Annotated in this window: 20 protein-coding genes; 10 read left to right on the forward strand and 10 right to left on the reverse strand. The window is 52.2% G+C overall.

Annotated elements, in window-relative coordinates; genetic code table 11:
* The first annotated feature begins 105 nt into the window (after positions 1-105).
* Entirely contained in the window at positions 106-528 is a 423-nt protein-coding gene (locus IX84_RS07320) for a hypothetical protein (protein WP_152604951.1), read from the forward strand.
* Between the two features lie 55 nt (positions 529-583).
* Entirely contained in the window at positions 584-1,129 is a 546-nt protein-coding gene (locus IX84_RS07325) for a group I truncated hemoglobin (RefSeq protein WP_044218165.1), read from the forward strand.
* A 91-nt stretch (positions 1,130-1,220) separates the two neighbouring features.
* On the opposite strand, the gene IX84_RS07330 is transcribed toward IX84_RS07325, so the two are convergent.
* Together IX84_RS07330 and IX84_RS07335 are read right to left on the reverse strand one after the other, a co-directional pair.
* Complete coding sequence (locus IX84_RS07330) at positions 1,221-1,517, reverse strand: hypothetical protein (RefSeq protein ID WP_044218167.1); 297 nt, start codon at positions 1,515-1,517, stop codon at positions 1,221-1,223.
* 189 nt (positions 1,518-1,706) lie between these two features.
* Positions 1,707-2,453, reverse strand: a complete 747-nt coding sequence (locus IX84_RS07335) for an RDD family protein (protein ID WP_044218169.1) — start codon at positions 2,451-2,453, stop codon at positions 1,707-1,709.
* A gap of 102 nt (positions 2,454-2,555) precedes the next feature.
* Here IX84_RS07335 and IX84_RS31840 point away from each other — a divergent pair, with 102 nt between their 5' ends.
* The 5 genes from IX84_RS31840 to IX84_RS07360 all read left to right on the forward strand — a co-directional run bounded on the left by IX84_RS31840 (position 2,556) and on the right by IX84_RS07360 (position 8,860).
* Complete coding sequence (locus tag IX84_RS31840; RefSeq protein WP_063978260.1) at positions 2,556-4,406, forward strand: stage II sporulation protein M; 1,851 nt, start codon at positions 2,556-2,558, stop codon at positions 4,404-4,406.
* Positions 4,403-5,182: a DUF4129 domain-containing protein gene (locus IX84_RS30780; protein WP_052515849.1), complete on the forward strand. Its 780-nt coding sequence runs from the start codon at positions 4,403-4,405 to the stop codon at positions 5,180-5,182. The genes IX84_RS31840 and IX84_RS30780 overlap by 4 nt, the downstream gene beginning before the upstream one ends.
* Positions 5,172-6,449 (forward strand): DUF4350 domain-containing protein, encoded by a 1,278-nt coding sequence (locus IX84_RS07350; protein WP_044218171.1) that lies wholly within the window; start codon positions 5,172-5,174, stop codon positions 6,447-6,449. Before IX84_RS30780 ends, IX84_RS07350 begins: the two co-directional genes overlap by 11 nt.
* Before the next feature lie 144 nt (positions 6,450-6,593).
* Positions 6,594-7,538: an AAA family ATPase gene (locus IX84_RS07355; RefSeq protein WP_152604964.1), complete on the forward strand. Its 945-nt coding sequence runs from the start codon at positions 6,594-6,596 to the stop codon at positions 7,536-7,538.
* Positions 7,538-8,860, forward strand: coding sequence for a DUF58 domain-containing protein (locus IX84_RS07360; RefSeq protein ID WP_044218174.1), 1,323 nt, complete (start codon positions 7,538-7,540; stop codon positions 8,858-8,860). Before IX84_RS07355 ends, IX84_RS07360 begins: the two co-directional genes overlap by 1 nt.
* On the opposite strand, the gene IX84_RS34495 is transcribed toward IX84_RS07360, so the two are convergent.
* The 3 genes from IX84_RS34495 to IX84_RS07375 form a co-directional block, all read right to left on the reverse strand.
* On the reverse strand, positions 8,857-9,141 hold the full coding sequence (locus IX84_RS34495) for a type II toxin-antitoxin system RelE/ParE family toxin (RefSeq protein ID WP_044218178.1): 285 nt from the start codon (positions 9,139-9,141) through the stop codon (positions 8,857-8,859). The genes IX84_RS07360 and IX84_RS34495 overlap by 4 nt on opposite strands.
* 12 nt (positions 9,142-9,153) lie before the next feature.
* Positions 9,154-9,351 carry a hypothetical protein gene (locus tag IX84_RS07370; protein WP_152604952.1) on the reverse strand — a complete coding sequence of 66 codons (198 nt, stop codon included), beginning with the start codon at positions 9,349-9,351 and terminating at the stop codon, positions 9,154-9,156.
* 112 nt (positions 9,352-9,463) lie between these two features.
* A complete protein-coding gene (locus IX84_RS07375; RefSeq protein ID WP_202965218.1) occupies positions 9,464-9,691 on the reverse strand; it encodes a hypothetical protein in 228 nt (75 codons plus the stop codon).
* A 114-nt stretch (positions 9,692-9,805) separates the two neighbouring features.
* Here IX84_RS07375 and IX84_RS07380 point away from each other — a divergent pair, with 114 nt between their 5' ends.
* A complete protein-coding gene (locus IX84_RS07380; protein ID WP_044218181.1) occupies positions 9,806-10,306 on the forward strand; it encodes a hypothetical protein in 501 nt (166 codons plus the stop codon).
* A gap of 7 nt (positions 10,307-10,313) precedes the next feature.
* Entirely contained in the window at positions 10,314-10,805 is a 492-nt protein-coding gene (locus IX84_RS07385; RefSeq protein WP_152604953.1) for a helix-turn-helix transcriptional regulator, read from the forward strand.
* Positions 10,806-10,885: 80 nt separating this feature from the next.
* On the opposite strand, the gene hemB is transcribed toward IX84_RS07385, so the two are convergent.
* Positions 10,886-11,869 (reverse strand): porphobilinogen synthase, encoded by a 984-nt coding sequence (hemB, locus tag IX84_RS07390; protein WP_044218186.1) that lies wholly within the window; start codon positions 11,867-11,869, stop codon positions 10,886-10,888.
* Positions 11,870-12,118 carry a membrane protein insertion efficiency factor YidD gene (gene yidD / locus IX84_RS07395; RefSeq protein WP_044218188.1) on the reverse strand — a complete coding sequence of 83 codons (249 nt, stop codon included), beginning with the start codon at positions 12,116-12,118 and terminating at the stop codon, positions 11,870-11,872.
* Between the two features lie 134 nt (positions 12,119-12,252).
* Here yidD and IX84_RS07400 point away from each other — a divergent pair, with 134 nt between their 5' ends.
* The gene (locus tag IX84_RS07400) at positions 12,253-14,043 is read left to right on the forward strand and encodes an SLC13 family permease (protein ID WP_044218189.1); all 1,791 of its coding nucleotides are present in this window, start codon (positions 12,253-12,255) and stop codon (positions 14,041-14,043) included.
* Here the strand turns inward: IX84_RS07400 and IX84_RS07405 are convergent.
* The 3 genes from IX84_RS07405 to IX84_RS07415 are packed head-to-tail and all read right to left on the reverse strand — an operon-like array spanning position 14,040 to position 19,663.
* Entirely contained in the window at positions 14,040-16,721 is a 2,682-nt protein-coding gene (locus IX84_RS07405) for a bifunctional acetate--CoA ligase family protein/GNAT family N-acetyltransferase (RefSeq protein WP_044218191.1), read from the reverse strand. The genes IX84_RS07400 and IX84_RS07405 overlap by 4 nt on opposite strands.
* A 2-nt stretch (positions 16,722-16,723) precedes the next feature.
* Positions 16,724-17,734: a histone deacetylase family protein gene (locus IX84_RS07410; RefSeq protein WP_238578245.1), complete on the reverse strand. Its 1,011-nt coding sequence runs from the start codon at positions 17,732-17,734 to the stop codon at positions 16,724-16,726.
* Between the two features lie 60 nt (positions 17,735-17,794).
* Positions 17,795-19,663, reverse strand: a complete 1,869-nt coding sequence (locus IX84_RS07415) for a CBS domain-containing protein (RefSeq protein WP_044218192.1) — start codon at positions 19,661-19,663, stop codon at positions 17,795-17,797.
* Between the last annotated feature and the right edge of the window lie 46 nt (positions 19,664-19,709).

The raw sequence follows: 19,709 nt of genomic DNA on the forward strand, positions 1-19,709 counted from the left end.
TTGTTGCGCTCGGTTGCGGAACACGAAAATCAGAAAATTGTCAAAAAAAAGAGCCGCTTTTTGATCCGCCCCCTGGAAAAGCCCCGTACCTCTTTTAAAAGCACTATGGCAAATTCATCAAAAAGGAACCTTTTATTAGGTGGTGCGCTGCTGCTTGGCATTATCGCTTTTGTGGCACTGGCACTCCGGCAGGACCCTGTCCCTAACGCACAGGTCCAACTGAGCCGAATCGATTTCGAAGCGCCTCTGGACAAGCAGGAAGCAAAGGCAATTCAGCACGCTGTCATGAACACAGCAGGCGTGAAACATTGCTATCTCAATGCCGGAGCCGGCACATTGACTTTTAGCTACGACCTGCGCGAGCAACAAAACGAGGTCGTCCTGGCTGCCGTACAGCAGACCGCGGCTACAGATGCCCGACTGTATCAGGTATCGGAATCTGCAAAGGCTTCAAGCTGCCCGGTAACGGGGGCAGGTTCACCGGTAAAAAAAGTGCTTGCCTACGCCAGCCAGATTTGGCCTTTTTAGTGCGCTGCCAAGTATTCAACCCAATTCCATTTCAAAATAATTTAAAACTTAAAACATGAACACTCGATTATTGATCCTGCTGTTGGGCATGGCTTGCCTGACTTTCACGGCCTGTGACAACGACGACGAAGAGCCGATGATGACCGAAGACACCCTTTATCAGAAGCTGGGCGGCACCACGATGGTGACTGATCCTGCCGGGGGTATGATTGAACAGGGCCGGCTTGGCTTGCGCTCAGTGGTCGACAGCTCCATTTTTGTGATTGCTGCTGATCCGGTATTGAGCCCTTATTTTGCTTCGCTACTGGCAGAAGTTGGAAATGGGAACACCACCAATCTCGCTATTCTGAGCGAAAACCTGACTGATTTCTTTTGTGTCGCTACCGGTGCAGAAAACTATACCTACGACGGTATGGATATGGTGAGCGCGCACGATCCGGCACAAAACCCACGCATGGAACAGAAATCAACCGATGCGGCCTATGATGCCTTCATTGCAGCAGTAGCCGAGGGTGCCATGCAAAATAATGTGCCTGAAGAATTGATTGGAGAGGTAGGGGCGCTCCTGGAGACCCTGCGCGCTGATGTCGTGCAGCAGTAAAACCGCTCCGGAATAACCCTGTCCTAATGAAAAAAGCCGCCTGAGCAATAATTTAGCTCAAAGCGGCTTTTTTCTTTCAACGTAATTCAAATTAGTTCAAAGAGAACTGCATGACTGCGTCTGAGGTATTGTGGAACATCAGCTCAGAAATATTAGGGCTCATGTACTCACTCAGTGGTAACTGGGCGATATTTTCCATAACCTCAAACTCAGAAGTTCCAGTCATGATGGCCCAAAGTTTGGACCGGTCCATAGACAGAGAATAGGCTTTGACCCTTCCGTCTGCCAACATAGTGTTGATGATGTAGCGCTGCTTGGGAATTAGCGCCATAAATTCCTCATCAAAAGTCTGTGGCAGATCAAATTCTATCATGAATGTTTTTTTCATCGTTTCGCTTTTAGTTCTGTGCTTAGCGCGGCGAGAATAAGCTGCGTCGTTTGGCAAGCACAAATTAATAAGGCACTGAGGCCCGCGATGAGCAAGCCTCGCCTATATTAAATGCGCAAAGGGGCGTATATGTTGTACCATTGCTGTTAAGGAAGCATTAAGAATAACAGGCTTGTGCCGTCAGGTAGCCTACCGCGTAATAACGATGTAGTCGCGGATCAGTGTTTTTAGAAAGCCTATGCGGTCGCGGGGCATCTCCTCTATATTTAGAAGCTCTTGCAGACGGCCGGTGAGCTCCCGTAGTGCCTGTTCATGAGCAGGGTTGCGGTGACTGCGGTAGCGGGCCAGCATGTTTTTGATGAGCAGCATATCTTCCTCGGCCAGCTGCTGTACCTGCGGATAGGTCAGCTCGTAATTGTCCAGAGAGTTGATCCCAAGAATATCTGACAGCCCAAACTGTAGCTGATGGCGCAGGCGGATGACCGTAGTGTTGGCAGTCATATCGCCCAGGCGCTGATTATTGCTGGAGGAGCTGATGAAGACGGCCGCCAGGATGCCTGAAGAAAACACCGAATCTACAATATGAAATACCGCCCGCAGCAGGTAATCGCTCAGCCCCGGTTCCTGCCCGTCGACCCGCACTACACGGATGCCCATGGCCCGCTTCCCCCAGGTCTGCCCGTTGGTCATAATCTCCGAAAACAAGTGATAACCCATAAACAGGATCAGCGGGAAAAGTCCGTAGAGCACCCCGGCGAGCATGGTCCCCGCGATGGCATTGCCCAGGAGGCGGCCAAAGATGAGCACCACCACGACAAAGAAGATCATCATGATGATGAAAAAATCGATGATAAACGCCATGGCGCGCTCCCGCAGCAGGGCCAGCTCGTACTCAATAACGACGTTCTGGGCGGTCCGTATTTCGATGATCTTCACAGTAATTGGTCAATTTACTTTCTAAACTAACGCAAATAATTCACGGTTTGCAACATTTTTCCTAAAATAGAGCTTCCTGTAAAGGAGTTATAACCTCACCGAATGCGCGAGACAAAATTCATTCAGCAAAATAAAGACAAGTGGCGGGCTTTTGACGAGGCCCTGGGCCAGGAAGGGCGTGACCCGGAAAAACTGGATGATCTTTTCGTGCAGGTGACGGACGATCTTTCCTACGCCCGGACATTCTACCCCAACCGCTCGGTGCGGGTCTACCTCAATGGCCTGGCGCAGCGCGTCTTCACCGCACTCTACCGCAACCGCCGTTCTTCTGCTCACCGCCTAGTCACGTTTTGGACGGACGAACTGCCGCAGCTGGTGTACGAGGCCCGCAGGGAGTTTCGGTTTTCCTTTCTCATTTTTGCCCTGGCTATGCTTATAGGCATGGTCTCCAGTGCCAGCGAGCCAGAGTTCCTGCGGGTCATACTGGGCGATTCCTATGTGGATATGACCCTGGAAAATATCGAGGCAGGTGACCCCATGGCCGTCTACAAGGAAAAGGGGGCATTTGAGATGTCCCTTGGCATTACCATCAACAACCTGTGGGTGTCTTTCCTGACTTTTGTGACGGGTGCTTTTTTCACCATCGGCTCCATTGCCGTGCTGATCCGCAACGGTGTCATGCTGGGGGCTTTCCAATACTTCTTCATTGAGCGGGACTTATTCTGGGAATCTTTTTTGACGGTTTGGATTCACGGGACACTGGAGATTTCAGCCATTATTATTGCTGGTTCAGCGGGCATCACTATGGGCAAAGGGCTGGTTTTCCCTGGTACCTTCAACCGCATGCAAGCCTTTCAGAAGTCGGCCCGGCGGGGCATAAAAATCATGGTCGGCATAGCGCCCATCATCATCATGGCGGGCTTTATAGAGGGTTACCTGACCCGGCATACCGAAACACCGGATATCATACGGGGGCTGTTCATTTTTTTATGCCTCGCCTTTGTGCTGCTGTACTTCGTATGGTACCCCCGCATTAAAGCCCGGATTGGTTTTGATCAGCCGGTACGCGATACCCGCCTTACACCGGATGCGAAACTCGACTTGTCATTCACGAAGATCCGGTCGGCCGGGGAGCTGTTCACCGATTTGTTTGTGGTCTACAAGCGTCACTTTGGAACCTTTTTGATAGGCAGTGTGGCCAGTGCCTTTTTGTTTATCGCATTTGCCTTTCTGCCGGGGAATGCCCTGCCTGAGGACCGGTTTAGTTTTCCACCGGGTATTTACCTGGGGCTGGAGAATATGGGCCAGTTTTTTAACAATCCCGCCGCTCCCCTGATCCCCTTTGCGCATGTCTTAAGCTTTTCCTTTATCGGGCTGTTGGTTTTCAGAAAGCTGGGGCAGGAAGAGCGATCTGACTATAAAAGGTCGCCCGGCATTGCCTTTATAAACCTCATGCCACCTATGGGCGCACTGACGGCCCTGTTGTATACCAATGACTGGTACACCATTTTCCTGGTCGTCCTCTTTGCTGTTGTACCGGCCATCTGGGGCTACTGCAGTTACCGCGAAGGGCGCAATTCCCTTTCGGCCTTCAGCAAAAGCCTGTCGTTGTGGAGCCCCAACTTCAGCCGGGTATTCAGCCTCTCGTTTACGCTATTGCTGGTTGGGCTGCTGTTTTACTCGCTGGTCAATACGGTGCTGGCCTGGTTTTTCCTGGATCTGGTGACCTGGGTGGTCTCGCTCGATCAGGCTGGGATGGACCAACTGAGCGTGGTATTGCTGGCCTTTCTGAGTGTATGGCTGCTTTACTTGGTCTCGGCCATGCTGCTTTTGGGTGGTGGGCTGTTGTACTATACCTTATTGGAAATACAGGAAGCGCCCGGCTTGCGGCAGCGCATACAGGAAATCGGGCTGCAAACCCGGATTAGAGGACTGGAAAAAGAGCGGAGATGAGGCAGCAACGGCATAGCATATCCATAAATATTCGGGCCGTACTCCTGGCAATGGTGCTTTTCAGCCCCTGCCTTAGCGCCCAGACTTACCTGGAACGGGAGGTCGCCCCGGCTGAAATCGACCGGGAGCGCTGGGAATCTGCAAAGGAAGGCCTAAGCTATCCAACACCGGAGAACCGTCAGCGCCGGGAGGCTGACGAACAGAGCCAAAGTAAAAAGGGCGGTGGGGAGCGGGAAGGCCCGCAGCCGGAACTGAGCCCTGCGCCAGAGCCCTGGGTGAGTGGCGATACAGCGGCTTTACTGCTGCGCATCTTTTTCTGGATCATTATTGCGGTTGTTATAGCCGTACTTCTCCGCTATCTGTTGGGGCTCAAGCGGCCGCCAAAGAATACCCGCATTGAGCGGGGGCTGAGTTCCGGTATTGACCTGGAAGCTATTGAAGAAGACCTGCCCGAAGCTCAACTGGAAGATTTTTTGCAGCAAGCCATCAACAACAAGCAGTTTTCGCTGGCTGTACGGCTCTATTACCTGGTCCTGTTACAGGGGCTTACCAATAAAAAGATGGTCAGTTGGCAAAAAGACAAAACCAACAATCAGTATGTGCAGGAGTTGGGCGGTACCCCGCTTCAACAGGATTTCCGTAGCGTGACCCTGCTGTTCGAGCGGGTCTGGTACGGCGATCAGGCGCTCGACGAAGCTGCTTTTGAACGAATCACGCCCCGGTTTCAGGCTTTTGCGCAACGCATTCAGGATTTAAAACCAGACTATGCTCAATAAGCGGCGGACCATAACCATCGCAGTAGCCCTGGCCATCATCGGCTTGCTACTGACCCTGCTCTTCCGCAGTGACCGGAAGGAGCCTGTGGACTGGCGGGAGACCTACGAGGGGCAAAGCCGGGCACCCTATGGCACTTCCATCCTGAAGACCTTGCTGGAAGGGCACTTTCAAACGGATACCCTCCTCGTCCTTCAGGATAGCCTAAAGGGACAACTCGACACCCTGCCCGCTGATGCGGTATACCTGTTTTTTGGGCAAGCCATGTACCAGGATTCTGCGGATCAGCAGGCATTAATGGACTTCATTGCCGCCGGAAATACGGCTTTTATGGCTACTAAATCGCTGCCGGATTACCTGGGGGCTTCTTTGTTCGCCACCCGGGCGTACTGTCCGGGGACAGATTGGGATCAATATCAGCTGGTCGTGGATTCTACCGCAGGCTTAAACTTCGTTCACCCCAATCTGGCGGTAGACAACAATATGCAGTTTACTTTTATTGACCGGGGCTATCCGGCCAATTACTACTGGACCGGTCTGCCGCCGGCGTTGTTTTGTGCACAGGAGGAAGCCTTTCTGCCCCTGGGTATCATTAGCGACACGCTGTACAACTTCACCCGTCAGGCCTATGGCAACGGGTACGTCTATCTCCACACCACCCCGCTGGCTTTCGCCAATTACCATCTGATAGAAGATTATGGTGTGGAATACCTGCGCCGGGTGCTGACCCACCTCGATGCCGCAGGACCGGTCTACTGGGACCGCTACAGTCAGGTGCCTGAAAAATCAGATGGCTTTCAACCGCCCACTGGTCAAAGACGCCTGAATGCCGATGGGCCGCTGAGCTTTATTCTGAGTGAGCCTGCACTGACCTGGGCATGGTACCTCCTGCTGGGCATGGGCATACTCTACCTCGTTTTCCGGGCCAAGCGGCAACAGCGCGTCATTCCCGTATTGGAGCCTAACCGGAACACCTCACTGGAGTTTCTCAATATGATTGGCCGGTTGTACTTTTTGCAAAACAACCACCGGCAGCTGGCCCTGCAGCAAATCAGTATGCTGAAGCAGCACATCCGGCGCCGGTATGACATTAAGGAACTGAGCGAAGAGACCGCGCCAACACTGGCACAGCGCTCAGGAGTGGAGGAAGCCCACCTGAAACGCCTGATGACCTTTGACCGCAACATTCAAAGCTCTACTTTTATGTCGGGCAAGACGCTGTCGGACTTTCACCAATTAATCGAACATTTCTACCAAAACAGTAAATAGATGCACCTGGACGAGCACGATGACCCCATGAATACTCCGGATGAGGGCGCTGAACGCGAAACACCGCAGCCCAATGAGGAATCGCAGGGCATACCGCCCCTGCCGCCTAAGGCAGATACCGAGTGGCAGCCGCCCAATCCGGCCATGCAACAGATCAATATCGCAGTAAGCCGGGTCAGGGAAGAACTGCACAAGCTGATTATCGGGCAGGATGAAATGCTGGAGTTGCTGATTGCAGCACTGTTTTCCGGCGGGCATGTGCTGCTGGAGGGCGTACCGGGTATTGCCAAAACCCTCACCGCCAAACTGATGGCGCAGGCAATGGAAGTTGATTTTTCCCGCATACAGTTCACCCCCGACCTGATGCCGAGCGACGTGGTAGGCACCACGGTTTTCAATATGCAACAGTCTTCCTTTAGCTTCAACGCCGGTCCGGTCTTTTCCAATGTCGTCCTGATCGATGAAATCAACCGGGCGCCGGCCAAGACACAGGCCGCCCTGTTCGAGGTGATGGAGGAATACCAGGTGACGGTAGACGGGGAGACTTATCCTATGAAGCTGCCCTTCTTCGTCATTGCCACCCAAAACCCGATTGAGCAGGAGGGTACCTACAAGTTGCCGGAGGCACAGCTCGACCGCTTCCTCATCAAGATCAACCTGCAGTACCCCAGCCTCGATGAGGAGAAGCTCATCCTGCGCCGCTTCCGGTCGGACTTCGGCATGGCGCAGCGCAGCACGGTCAGGCCGGTTTTCAATGCGCAGGAAATTCAAGAGTGCCAGGCACTGGTGCAACAGGTGCACATCAAGGATGAACTACTGGACTACATTGCCGCTATTGTGCACGACACCCGCAACAACGGCGATCTCTTCCTGGGCGCATCGCCCCGGGCCTCGCTCGCGATTATGAAAATGGCGAAGGCTATAGCTGCTATGCGCGGGCGGGATTTTGTGACCCCGGATGACATTCAGTACGTGGCCTATCCGGTGCTCAACCACCGGGTTATGCTGACACCGGAACGGGAGATGGAAGGCTATACGACCCGCGAAGTCGTGCAGGCCATTATTCAGAAGATCGAAGTCCCCCGCTAATGAAAGCTATCCATCTGACCGACCGGTTCTTTTGGGCATTTGGCGGGCTGGTTGTCCTGTTTGTCATTTGCTTTTGGGTGCCTGTGCTATTGCCTGGGGCGCAAGCGATATTCGTCCTGCTATTGGCTACGGTCATACTCGATGGGCTATTGCTGTTTGGTAAGAACATGGAGGTCAGTGCTGCCCGTCAAACACCCAAAATCATGGGCCTCGGGGACAATAACCCCATAAAAGTCCGGATGGAGAATGCCTCCAACCTGCCGCTTTCCATCCGACTGATTGATGAGCTGCCCGTACAGTTTCAGCGGCGGGATTTTGAATACCGGATTAGTCTTGGCTCGGGCGCATCTGAAACGCTGCACTACGACCTCCGGCCGGTGGAGCGTGGGCAGTATACGTTTGGGGACCTCAACCTGTTTTTGTCTTCTCAGATCGGGCTATTAGAACGCCGGTGGGTAGCGCCGGCAGAAGCCGCTGTCCCGGTTTATCCGTCGGTACTACAGATGAAACAACTGGAACTGCGTGCCCTCGACCGCATCGCCCAGCATCCCGGCATCAAGAAAATACGCCGCATTGGGCATAGTTATGAATTCGAACAAATCAAAAATTACGTCCGTGGCGATGACTACCGCAGCATCAACTGGAAAGCCAGCAGCCGGCGCGGCACGTTGATGGTCAATCAGTACGAAGACGAGCGCTCCCAGCAAATCTACTCCATCATCGACAAGAGCCGGGTCATGAAGATGCCCTTCGAGGGGCTGAGCCTGATGGATTACGCTGTGAATGCAAGCCTGGCGATCTCCAATATCGCGCTCAAAAAGTACGACCGGGCCGGGCTGATCACTTTTTCAGATAAGATTGGCGCCACCGTTAAGGCCGATAGCAAAGCCACGCAGCTCAACAAAATCCTCAACGCCCTGTACGCTGAGCAGGAGCGGCAGGTGGAGGCCAACTACGAACTGCTGTACTACGCTGCCCGCAAGCTGATTGCCGGGCGGAGCATGATTTTGTTGTACACCAATTTTGAGAGCCGGTTTGCATTGGAGCGGGCGTTACCGTTCCTGCGCCGCATCAATCGTACCCATCTGCTCGTAGTCATCTTCTTTGAGAACACCGAAATCCGCACCTTCATCGAGGAGGAGGCCACCCACATTGAGGATATCTACCTGCAGACCGTCGCCCGGAAATACCTGAACGAAAAAGCGCAGATGGTGCAGCAATTACGGCAGTACGGCATTCAGGCGGTACTGACCCGCCCGGAGGACCTATCCGTCAATACCGTGAATAAATATTTGGAGCTGAAGTCGCGGGGATTGATTTAGGTAAACGGAGTATTTGATCGATTATCGAAAATTGAGATAATCGTAATTGATGATTTACCAATTTCATATATCAATGAAATACTCGGTGTAATAACGCATTTCCTAAACTTTGGAAATTGTCTGGAAGGAGGACAGAAGTGCTTATACTTTTTTAGGTTTTCGACAAGGGTGTCCATTTTTTGATCCAGAGCAATCGCGTCGTCTATGGACCGCCGGGATAAATAGTCAATTAAGGCGAGATAGTCATCTTCTGCAGTTTGAGTAAATTGTACGGTAACCATAGGAGAAAAGAACTATAGCCGATTTTTCACTTTGACCTTTATAGCTTCGTAGGGAGCGACATGCCCTTTTTCTAAGTCTAGTTGTCCTTGTTCAATTTTTCTTTTTTCTTCTTCAGAGAGGGTATCCCACCAGTCTTTATCGTCCAAAAGCGAAGCAAAGATCGCCCGAATCTGTACAAGCAAGTCAGGGTCATCCGTCTCGACGATCATTCTGTGTAGATCGTTTTTAATGTGGGCTGTACTCATAATTAAGTTTTCTACGTAACAAAATACAAAACCATAAGGTTCCTTCATAAAATCGGCAAACTGCAATCCATCTAAATTACTTCTGCCATTTTTTCAAGCTTGCTTTCGCCTCTTCCTGGCTTATAATTTTACCTTCTTCAACTTGTTGCAGTCCGGTGTTAATTTTTTCCAACAGGATGAGCCGTTCCACTAACACATCGAGCGGAAACTGATCGGGGAGTGATTGTAAGATCTCAAGGACTTTTTCTTTTAACAGCAGCTCTGATTTTCCGCGAAAAACAGTATCGCTTTGGTATTCGTTCATATACAAGTTGGGTACCATATAAAAGCCTCCTCCAATTTTAACACATCAACAATCGATAATTAATTGTTAATATTATCAAAAAAAGATAATTTTATAGAAACGAAGAATCCTTAAATGAAAGTATATCTACAAGATGTCGAAAAGGATGAATTAGTAGAAGCAATAATTGAAAAAGCTGATAATGAAGGTATGCCTCTGAAAAAAGACGGATGGCAATTCAATTGGAGAAAACTATCAAAAATAGAGGGGGCACAATTCTATAAGCTTACTACGGTTGACAAGCCTGAAATAGTTGAAGGAATTCTAATGCTGACTTTGATAAATAGAGAAATCCTTTATATGAATAACATTGAAGTGGCACCTCATAATTATGGGTCGGACGGAAAATTTGAAAATGTCGCTGGATCCCTACTAGCTTTTGGATGTTACAAGAGCTTTGAATTAGGAAAGGAAAACTATTTAGGTTTTTTATCATTTGATAGTAAAACCCAACTTATTGAATTGTATCAAGAAAAATATGGTGCAACTTATGCTATGGGACAAAAGATGTTTTTTAGCCCCCAAGCAGGAAAAGAATTAATGAGGAAATATTTATTGATCGAACTTGATAAATAAGGAAAAAATGGCAAAAGATAAAGAAGTGAATATTGGCGGGATTAATGGTCTTGGAGAGGGACTTATAAATACGAATGCCAAAGACTTTAAGGAATTGAAATCGATGATAAAAGAACTTTCTGCAGATCAAAATGAGGAAGAAAGAATAAAAAATGAATTTCTGTCTATAAGATTTCAAATGGAATCTTATTTGAATTCAGCCACTGATAAAATAATACTTGCAGGAGAGTTTATTGAAAAATATTTAAAAGTCATTAAGATCAAAAAGAAAGACTTTGCTAAATACATAAATTATGAAGAATCAAATCTGAGCGCATTACTAAAAGGACGAAGGAAAATAAATACAGATATCGCACTTAAATTAGGTAAGATTTTCAAGATGAATCCCGAAATTTGGTTACATCTCGAAAGTAAGAATGAGCTGATCGGGGAAACAAAAAATAAAAAAGAAGATTACGATAAATACAGTCTTCAAGACTTATTGAAGAAAACTGGTTAAAAGTGGATACGGCACACATAAAGACTAGCCGACAATACTGCGCTGCGCACTGCGGCTAGCCGGGCTGTACAACCCATACCTCACCCACATCGCTCCGCAAAATCCTTAGCAAAGTAAGTGATGATCACGTCCGCCCCGGCCCGGTGCAGGCTCAACAGGGTCTCCGGCATCGCCTGTTCGTAGTCCAGCCAGCCGTTTTGGCAGGCGGCCATGAGCATGGCGCACTCGCCGCTCACGTGGTAGGCCGCAATGGGCACCTCGAAGTGCTGCTTCATGGTGAGGATGACATCCATGTAGTGCAGGGCAGGCTTGACCATGAGGAAATCTGCCCCCTCTAGCATATCTAGCTCCCCCTCAATCAAAGCTTCCCGGCGGTTGGCAGGGTTCATTTGGTAGGTCTTCTTGTCGGCGGGGATGTCCTCGCCCTCCACCGGGGCGCTGTCGAGGGCATCGCGAAATGGCCCGTAGAAGGCGCTTGCGTACTTAGCAGTGTAGGACATGATGCCGGTATCCGAAAAGCCTTCTTCATCAAGTGCGACGCGGAGGGCTTCCACCCGGCCATCCATCATATCTGAAGGGCCGAGGATGTCGAAGCCGGCTTTGGCTTGTGCCAATCCCATTTTTTGCAGCACATGCAGGGTCTCATCATTCAGAATTTTACCGTCATGCACGATGCCATCGTGCCCATCCGAGCTGTAGGGGTCAAGAGCTACGTCACTAATCAGGCATGCTTCTGGAAAGGCGGCTTTAATCTCAGCGGCAGCGCTCAGGTAGAAGTTATCATCGTCATAGCTGAAAGTACCCCGCTTGTCCTTTTTGTTGTCCGGTATTTTTGGAAAAAGGATGAACGATTGCAGCCCCAATGCCATACAGGCTTTAACTTCTTTCAGGGCTTCATCCACAGAAAGGCGGAAGGTGCCGGGCAAAGAGGGTATGGCTTCGCGTAGGCCACTGCCTTCCACCAGGAAAAGCGGCTGTACGAGGTGCTGAGGGGTAAGGTGGATTTCCTGAGCCAGGCCACGAATGGCGGCACTGCGGCGGTTACGTCTGGGTCTTCTGAGCATTTAGGAAGATTTGTGTTTTTTTGGATTTTTCGGCACCGGGTCATAGCCGTGCGGGCCCCAGGGGTGGCATTTGAACAAACGCTTAAGGCCCAGCCAGATTCCCTTGATAGGGCCCCATTCTTCTATAGCGCCTACCATGTAGTGCGAACAGGTTGGCGTGAAGCGGCAGCTTGGCCCCAGCAGGGGTGAAATCGCCACCTGGTAGAAGCGGATAGGCAGAATAAACAGCGTTTTGAAAAAACTTTTCATGCCGAATGTCGTAGATTCACTCCTATAAACGGCTCGGGGGCGCATAGGGTTGCCCTGATAAGGCTGCTAAAAAGCCTATTGTTTTTGTAGGGTTTTTCACTACCCTTTGCTTTATTTGCTCTTCATTTTTATCTATGGCTACAGGCGCGATTATTACCCTTGTTGTTATTGCAGTTGCAGTGGTGCTCTTTGCTACCGAGGCTTTGTCTATCGACCTGGTCGCTATGCTTATCATGATCAGCCTGGTGCTGACGGGGGTCATCTCCCCGGAACAGGGCGTCGCCGGCTTCAGCAATCCGGCGACCATGACCGTGGCGTTTATGTTTGTGCTGAGTGCCGCCTTGCTTAAAACCGGGGCCCTGCAGTCCGTTGCTCATCAGCTTTCGGCCATCTTCCGGCAGAATTTCCGCCTCGGGCTGGTGCTCATGATGCTCCTGATCGCGCTCATTTCCGCGTTTATCAACAACACGCCTGTAGTGGCGGTATTCATCCCGGTAGTAGTGCAGATTGCCTACTCCTCCGGGCAGGCGCCAAGCAAGATGCTCATTCCCTTGTCGTATGCCTCAATCATGGGCGGGATGTGCACCCTCATCGGAACGTCCACCAACATACTGGTCAGTGGTATCGCCGAGCAGGAGGGGCTGCCGGCATTTGGAATGTTCCAACTAGGGGCAGTAGGGGTGCCGCTCATGCTGGCCGGCATGGCCTACATGATGCTCATCGGGCGCAAGCTATTGCCTGAACGGCAAAAGGAAAACCTCACCGAGCGCTTTGGGCTGGGCGACTACCTTACCGAACTGCAACTGCTGGAGGGCAATGAACTTTCCGGGCAGCGCATTATGGACTCCGCCCTGGTGAAGGAGCTGGAAATGGACATCATCGAAGTGGTCCGCAATGGGCAGCGCTTCACGCTCCCACCTGGCGATTTCACGCTGGAGGCAGGCGACCTGCTCAAGGTGCGCTGTGATGTGGCCAAGGTCAAAGCGCTCAAGGAACGGGTAAAAATTATAGCCGATAACACGCTAAAAGTAGGCGATAACTTCCTGGGCGAAAAAAATACCAGCCTCGTGGAACTGGTCGTCACCGCAGGCTCTGTTTTTTCCAACCGCACCCTGAAAAGCCTGGACTTCCGCCGTACCTACCGGGCTATCCCACTCGCCATCCGCCACCGCAACGAGATCCTGCACGACCATCTCTACAGCGTTCCCCTGGTACCCGGTGATGTCATCCTGGCTGAAGTCAAGCAGCATTACATCACCAACCTCAAGCAGATGGAAGCAGAGCAAGACGCGCCTTTTGTCATGCTTTCTGAGGACCGCCTCTCGGACTTTAACCGACGGCAGTTTGCTATCGTCATGTCGGTGATTGCCTTTGTAATCCTCACGGCTACCTTTAACCTGCTGCCCATTATGGTCGGCACACTGACGGGCGTATTAGCGCTGGTGCTCGCCCGCAGCCTGAGTATGAAGGAAGTCTATGAGGCCATCAACTGGAAGATCGTATTCTTGCTGGCAGGAGCACTTAGCCTGGGCACCGCTATGGGCAATACCGGGCTGGACCAGATGATCGCCGGCGGCCTGATTGGTTACCTTGGGGCCTATGGGCCGGTAGCTATTGTGGCGGGGCTGTACCTGACCACTTCCCTGCTTACGGAAATCATGTCGAACAACGCTACCGCTGCGCTGCTTGCGCCCATTGCCATCGCAACAGCTACTCAACTTGGCGTCAGCGCCACACCGCTATTGGTGGCCGTGACCATTGCTGCCTCGGCTAGTTTTATGACGCCGATTGGCTATCAGACCAATACCATGGTCTACAGTGCGGGCAGCTACCGGTTCCGCGATTTTTTCCGGGCAGGAGTGGGCCTCAATCTGATGTTTTGGGTGCTGGCGAGCTTGCTGATCCCCTGGCTGTTCCCGTTTTAGGAGGATTCCCTGAGTTTCAGGCTGACGTGGAAGGTCTCGAAGTCTTCCCGCTGAATGTCAAAGCCCTTCCGCTCAAAAAGGGTGAGCATGCCTTTATTGGAAGAGAGAACCGTGGCGTAGATTTCGCTTAGCTTCATATCCCGTCCGATTTCGATGATGTAATCGGTCATCTGACTGCCGAGGCGCTGCCCCTGCCATTCGTCCGCAATGAGGATGGCATACTCGGCGGCCTCCCCCCATGGATCGGCAATGATACGCACTACCCCAATCATCTCCTCTTTCCCATCTTGTTCAATAAGGGCCACAACAGCCATTTCCCGGTCGTAGTCAATTTGGGTGAATCGGGTCATTAGCTCGTGCGTCATTTTGGGCACATAGCCAAAAAAACGGAAGTAAAGCGACTCCTTCGATAAACGGTTGACCATTTCGAGTTCCATAGGCTCGTCCTCGGGGCGTATGGGGCGTAAGAAAACCGGCGTACCGTTTTTCGCTTTTATGGTCCGGCGGTAACGCCCGGGATAAGGAGGGATAACCAGGTGCGAATAGGGCCTGCGCTCCGCCCGGCTGACATTGGGGTCGAGGACGACATGGGCATCCAGCATCACGCCTTCCTTGTCGTCCATCACAAAAGGGTTGATATCAATTTCCTGGATTTCCGGAAAGTCCATCACCAGGTAGGCAAACTTACAGAGCGTGAAGGCCAGCAGGTCGAGGTCCACCCCCTTGCGGTTTCGGTAACCCTTAAGCAGCGGATAAATTTTGGTCTGCTCAATCATGCGCTGTGCCAACGCCATGTTCATTGGTGGCAGTTCCAGCCGGGTATCCCGGTAGACCTCCACTGCAATACCGCCTTTGCCCACCGCAATCACAGGACCCAGCAAGGCATCTTTTCGGGAACCGATCAGCAATTCGAAGGGTTTGTTGACCATCCGCTCGATCACCACCCCACGGATATCCGCCTTAGGAGCGTGCTTACGGGTGTTGTCCAACGCCTGTTGATAAGCCTCGCGCACAGCAGCTTCATCCGGCAGGTTGAGGCATACCCCTCCGATATCGGACTTGTGGTAAATGTCCGGGCTGGCCACCTTGAGAGCCACCGGATAACCGCACTGCTCCGCAAAGGCCACGGCTTCATCCGCCGAATGCGCCAGCTGATAATTGGTGACAGGCATCTCATAAAAAGAGAGCAGCTCCTTGGCTTCACTTTCCATGAGCTGCTGCCGGCCTTCCCCCAGCACTTTTCGGATAAGCGCCAGCGCTTTTTCCCGGTCGGGCTTAAACTCCATAGGCTCCTCGGGCGGCGTCTCGTAGAGTAATTCCAGGTTGCGGTTGTACTCAAAGATGCGCAGGAAGACATCCACCGCGCTCTCCGGGTAGCGGTAATGCGGCACTTTTCCCGACTCCAGAATTTCCCGCCCTTCCACTACCGCCTGTTCGCCCATCCAGGTCGCCAGGATAGGCTTGCGGGCACGCTTATTGACCTTCACAACAGCTTCGGCTATAGCCTCCGGATCGGTATTCGCCTGATAGGTCAGGATCAGGAGTACCCCATCCGTATTTTTGTCTTTCAGCAGTATTTCAAGGGCGGTTTGGTAGACCTCTGCGGAGGCATTGCCCCGTACATTCACCGGGTTATTGTGGCTCCAGTTGACGGGCAGGCTTTCGCTGAGTTTTTCATAAGTTTTCTCGGTAAGCTGGGCCAGTTCGCCTCCCTTGGCCACCAGATAGTCCGTTGCCAGAATGGCGGGGCCACCGGCATTGGTAAGAATGGCCATGCGGTTGCCATTGGGCCGGGGCTGCATCGCCAGCGACTGCGCGCTGTTAAAGAGCTGTGCGATAGTGGATACCCGAATAATACCCGACCGCTGAAAGGCAGCAGAAAACACCCGGTCGTTCCCCGCCAGTGCCCCGGTATGGGAACGGGCTACCCGTCGCCCCTCCCGGCTGCGTCCGGCTTTCAGTACAATGATCGGTTTGTGCCGTGCAAAGGCACGTGCTGCGCTCATGAACCGCCGGGCTTCCTTCACCGTCTCCATGTACACCAGGATACAGGAAGTGTGGTTGTCGGTCCCAAAAAAATCGATTAGGTCCGCAAAGCCAACGTCTGCCATAGCGCCCACGGATACGAAGTAACTGAACCCCACATTCTGCTCCATTGCCCAATCGAGCGTAGACATACCGAGTGCGCCGCTTTGAGAAATGAACGCAATGTTACCCGGGTTAGCTATGCGGGAAGAAAAACTGGCATTGAGCCCCAGATAAGGATTGATGAAGCCCATGCAATTGGGTCCAAGCACGCGCATATTATGCTCCCGCGCAATTTTCTTAATGCGTTCCAGCCGGTGCAGCCCCTCTTCGTCTGTTTCGTTGAATCCGGCGGATAGGATGGCAATGCCGCCTACTCCGGTTTTGCCACACTCCCGCACAATGCGCATCACGGCGTACGAAGGCGCGGTAATAATGGCCAGGTCAGGCGCCTCAGGCACATCACCGATATGGTAATAGCTTTTGAGCCCAAAGACTTCCCTGTGCCGGATATTGACCGGGGTAATGACACCTTTGAACTCGCCTTCCAGCAGGTTGCGCATCACCGTAAAGCCGATAGACGTGGTTTTATCAGAGGCGCCGATAACGGCAATAGAGCGGGGCTGAAACAGCTTTTTGAGTTGCTTGCGCATGATTAGAATTTCCAGTAAGAACGTAAGTTGCCCATCACGGCGTGCACGTAGATTTCGAAAGTTTCCCAAACGCGCATGCCGGAGAGCGTTTCCTCCTCGTGGTAGGGCTTGTCGAGCCCGTTCATGCCAGCCAGGAAGTTGAACAGGCAACGGGGCATTTCATCAGTATTGTACCCGCCCTCCAGTGTGGCAAACATATTGCTGAAGCGTTTGCGCAACCGCTGCCCGAGTTTGTAGTAGAAGCCGGATGAGGCTTTCAGATCGAGCAGCATATCGCGCTGATGCATGTCGAAGCCGGCAGAAAGAGCCAGCACATCGGGCTGAAATTGCTCGATAATGGGAAAGAAGTAATCCAGGGTTTCGCTCAGGATATCATCTGCAGAGCCGGGCGGCAGGGGTACGTTGATGTTGAAGCCTTTACCTTTGCCCACACCAATCTCTTCGACGAAGCCGTGCCCGGGATAGGCCGGGTATTGGTGCATCGACCAGTACAGGACCTTATCGGTATTGTAAAAAATCTCAGAAGTGCCATCGCCGAGGTGCCCGTCGAAGTCGAAGATTGCCACCCGTTTGCCTTCTTCCACCAGCCGCTGTGCAGCCACCGCCACATTATTAAACAGGCAGAAGCCACTACCCCGGTGGGCGTAAGCGTGGTGCCCGGGAGGACGGACCAGGGCAAATCCATTGGTATCAGAGGCCATGACAGTGGCTCCAACCGCAAACCTTGCCGCTTCAAAACTACCTGGAGAAGTGGGGGTATCCCCATCAAGGGCTTGTCCGAACTCGCAGGCAGACTTAATACTTTTGATATGGTCTTTGGTATGAACCAGCGGCAAAAAAGGGGCCCCGTCAATCAGTTCTGTCTCCGGCAACTCGCCCATCACCTCGAACCGTTTTCTGTTTTCCGGGTGCAGCCCGGTATCGTGCTCCAGCACAACAGGATTATAAATTAGCTGCATAGGTTTCGTATCGGGGTGCGGTGGAGGCGCGAAGGCACCGGATGTAATATTCATAAAAGGTGGTTTTTCGTTTGCGTTGCCGGACGCCCGGGCGCCGGTCTTAAGGTAATAGATTTACCAGAGGTTGCCAAATAATACTCTGAAATCGGAATCTGTAAGCAGGCCAATAAGCTGCCCTTCCCGCTCTACGGGCATACAGCCAATCCTGTGCTGCTTCATCAGCCGGGCGGCTTCCTCCAGAGTAGTCTGTTGGGTAGCCGTGATGAGTTCCCGGGTCATAATCGCACTGACGACTTCGTGATCGTCCACTCCGGCAGCGGCTTCGAGATTGGTACGGGTTACTAACCCTTTCAGATTGCCGTGGTCATCTTCAATGGGCAGGTGGCGGATCCGTTTCCACTCCATAATAGCTTTGGCCAGCCCAATGGGCTCCTGCTCGTTGAGGGTGTACAAATCGGTTTTCATGACCCGTCCGATGGACGTTGTCTCTTTTTTGAACACGTAGATCTGCGCAGCATCAATATCCGGCCATTCGTGTACCGGGATATCAGCCTCCTGCCCCTGAATCATAGCGTCAGTCACTTCCCTCACGGCCACGCCGGCACCGTAACGTTCTCTGAGGTTGCGGAAATTCCTGATGGTCCAGCAGGCGCCATTGGCATGCCCCGCAACCCTCCGCTCAATAATGGACAGGTAGGATGCCGATTGTCCGCTCGTAAACCCGCACCTTTGAAGCCCCTCGGCAGCAAGGGGCAGCAGTTCTTCCAGGATAATCCTGCGGACCGGCCGGTGCTTGCCATTCCAGCCAAGGGAAGCATACAGGCTCGACCGGGCAGCCCGGTAGAAGTTGCTCTTGGCATGCTGAAAAGAAACCGTCTCGTGCAGATTAAGGTATCGAGGGGGCAGCCCTTTCATCAGCCCGACCCAAAAAGCGAAGTTGGCCATTTGGTCTTTAATAGTAGGCCCGGCTGGAATGTACCGGTTTTCCAGCCTCAGGTGGGCTTGCTCATCGTCGCCTACACCATAGCAAGGGCGGTTCCAGCTGTAGATGGTGCCATTGTGCAGGCGCAAGGCCCGGAGATTAGGTGTACGGCCTTCATCGAGCATTTGCAAGGCATCTTCCTGAATGTCGCCGGTGAGGATAAGGGGGAAGCGGGTGATGTTGTCCTTAAATAGCTGCACAGGCGATTCCTCCAGCCACCCCCGTCCAAAGTTGACGCGGTTGTGGCGGTCCCGAATTTGATTGGCCGACCGGCGGGTATCAATGCTCTGCTGGAATACAGCAATACGGGTTTCGTGCCACAGTTCCCGCCCAAATAAAAGAGGGGAATTGGCCGTGGCCGCTAAGACAGGTGCAGCGATGTACTGAGCCCAGTTATACGCTTCTGAAAAAGACCGGGGATCGAGCTGTAGGTGGAGTTGCCAGCTGGTATTGGCTGCCTCGTACATCACCGATGGCAAGGAGGTGGTCAGCTCATCGGCTCCGTGGATATTAATCTCAAAAGCACCGCCCCGCAACTCTGTCAAGCCCCTGTTAAGGACATCAAACCGCTCCAGTGGAGTCATGTGCTCCAGGTCGAGGTGATGCCTGCGGATCGTAGGGAGTATGCCGGTGATAATGGGCTGAATGCCCTGTGGTGCTCCTACTTCTTTGAGTTTTTTGAGCAAGGCCCGGAGCTGGTCTTCGGTCTTTTTTAACGCACTATTGTTAAGCTCATAGGGAGAAAGGTTGGCTTCCAGGTTGAACTGCCCTATTTCGAAGGTGAAATCTTTAGGAAGATCGGGCAACAAACTAAAAGCCAGTGAGGAAGGCTGACGGGCAGCGTCAACCATGCAAAGCTCCTGTTCGGCACCAATACGCTGATGCCCTTTTTCGAACCGGTCTTCTTTGATCATTCGCTCCAGGGCCTGTACGTCCCTGATCAAACTTTGTAAGTAGGCGGCACGATTTTCTGTGGCAGGCTTAACGGCTAGGTCTCCCATGATGCAGGGGTTTGTATGCGCAGGCTCAGGGCCGGCATGGTTTTAA

The organism is Phaeodactylibacter xiamenensis, assembly GCF_000759025.1.
GTDB lineage: Bacteria > Bacteroidota > Bacteroidia > Chitinophagales > Saprospiraceae > Phaeodactylibacter > Phaeodactylibacter xiamenensis.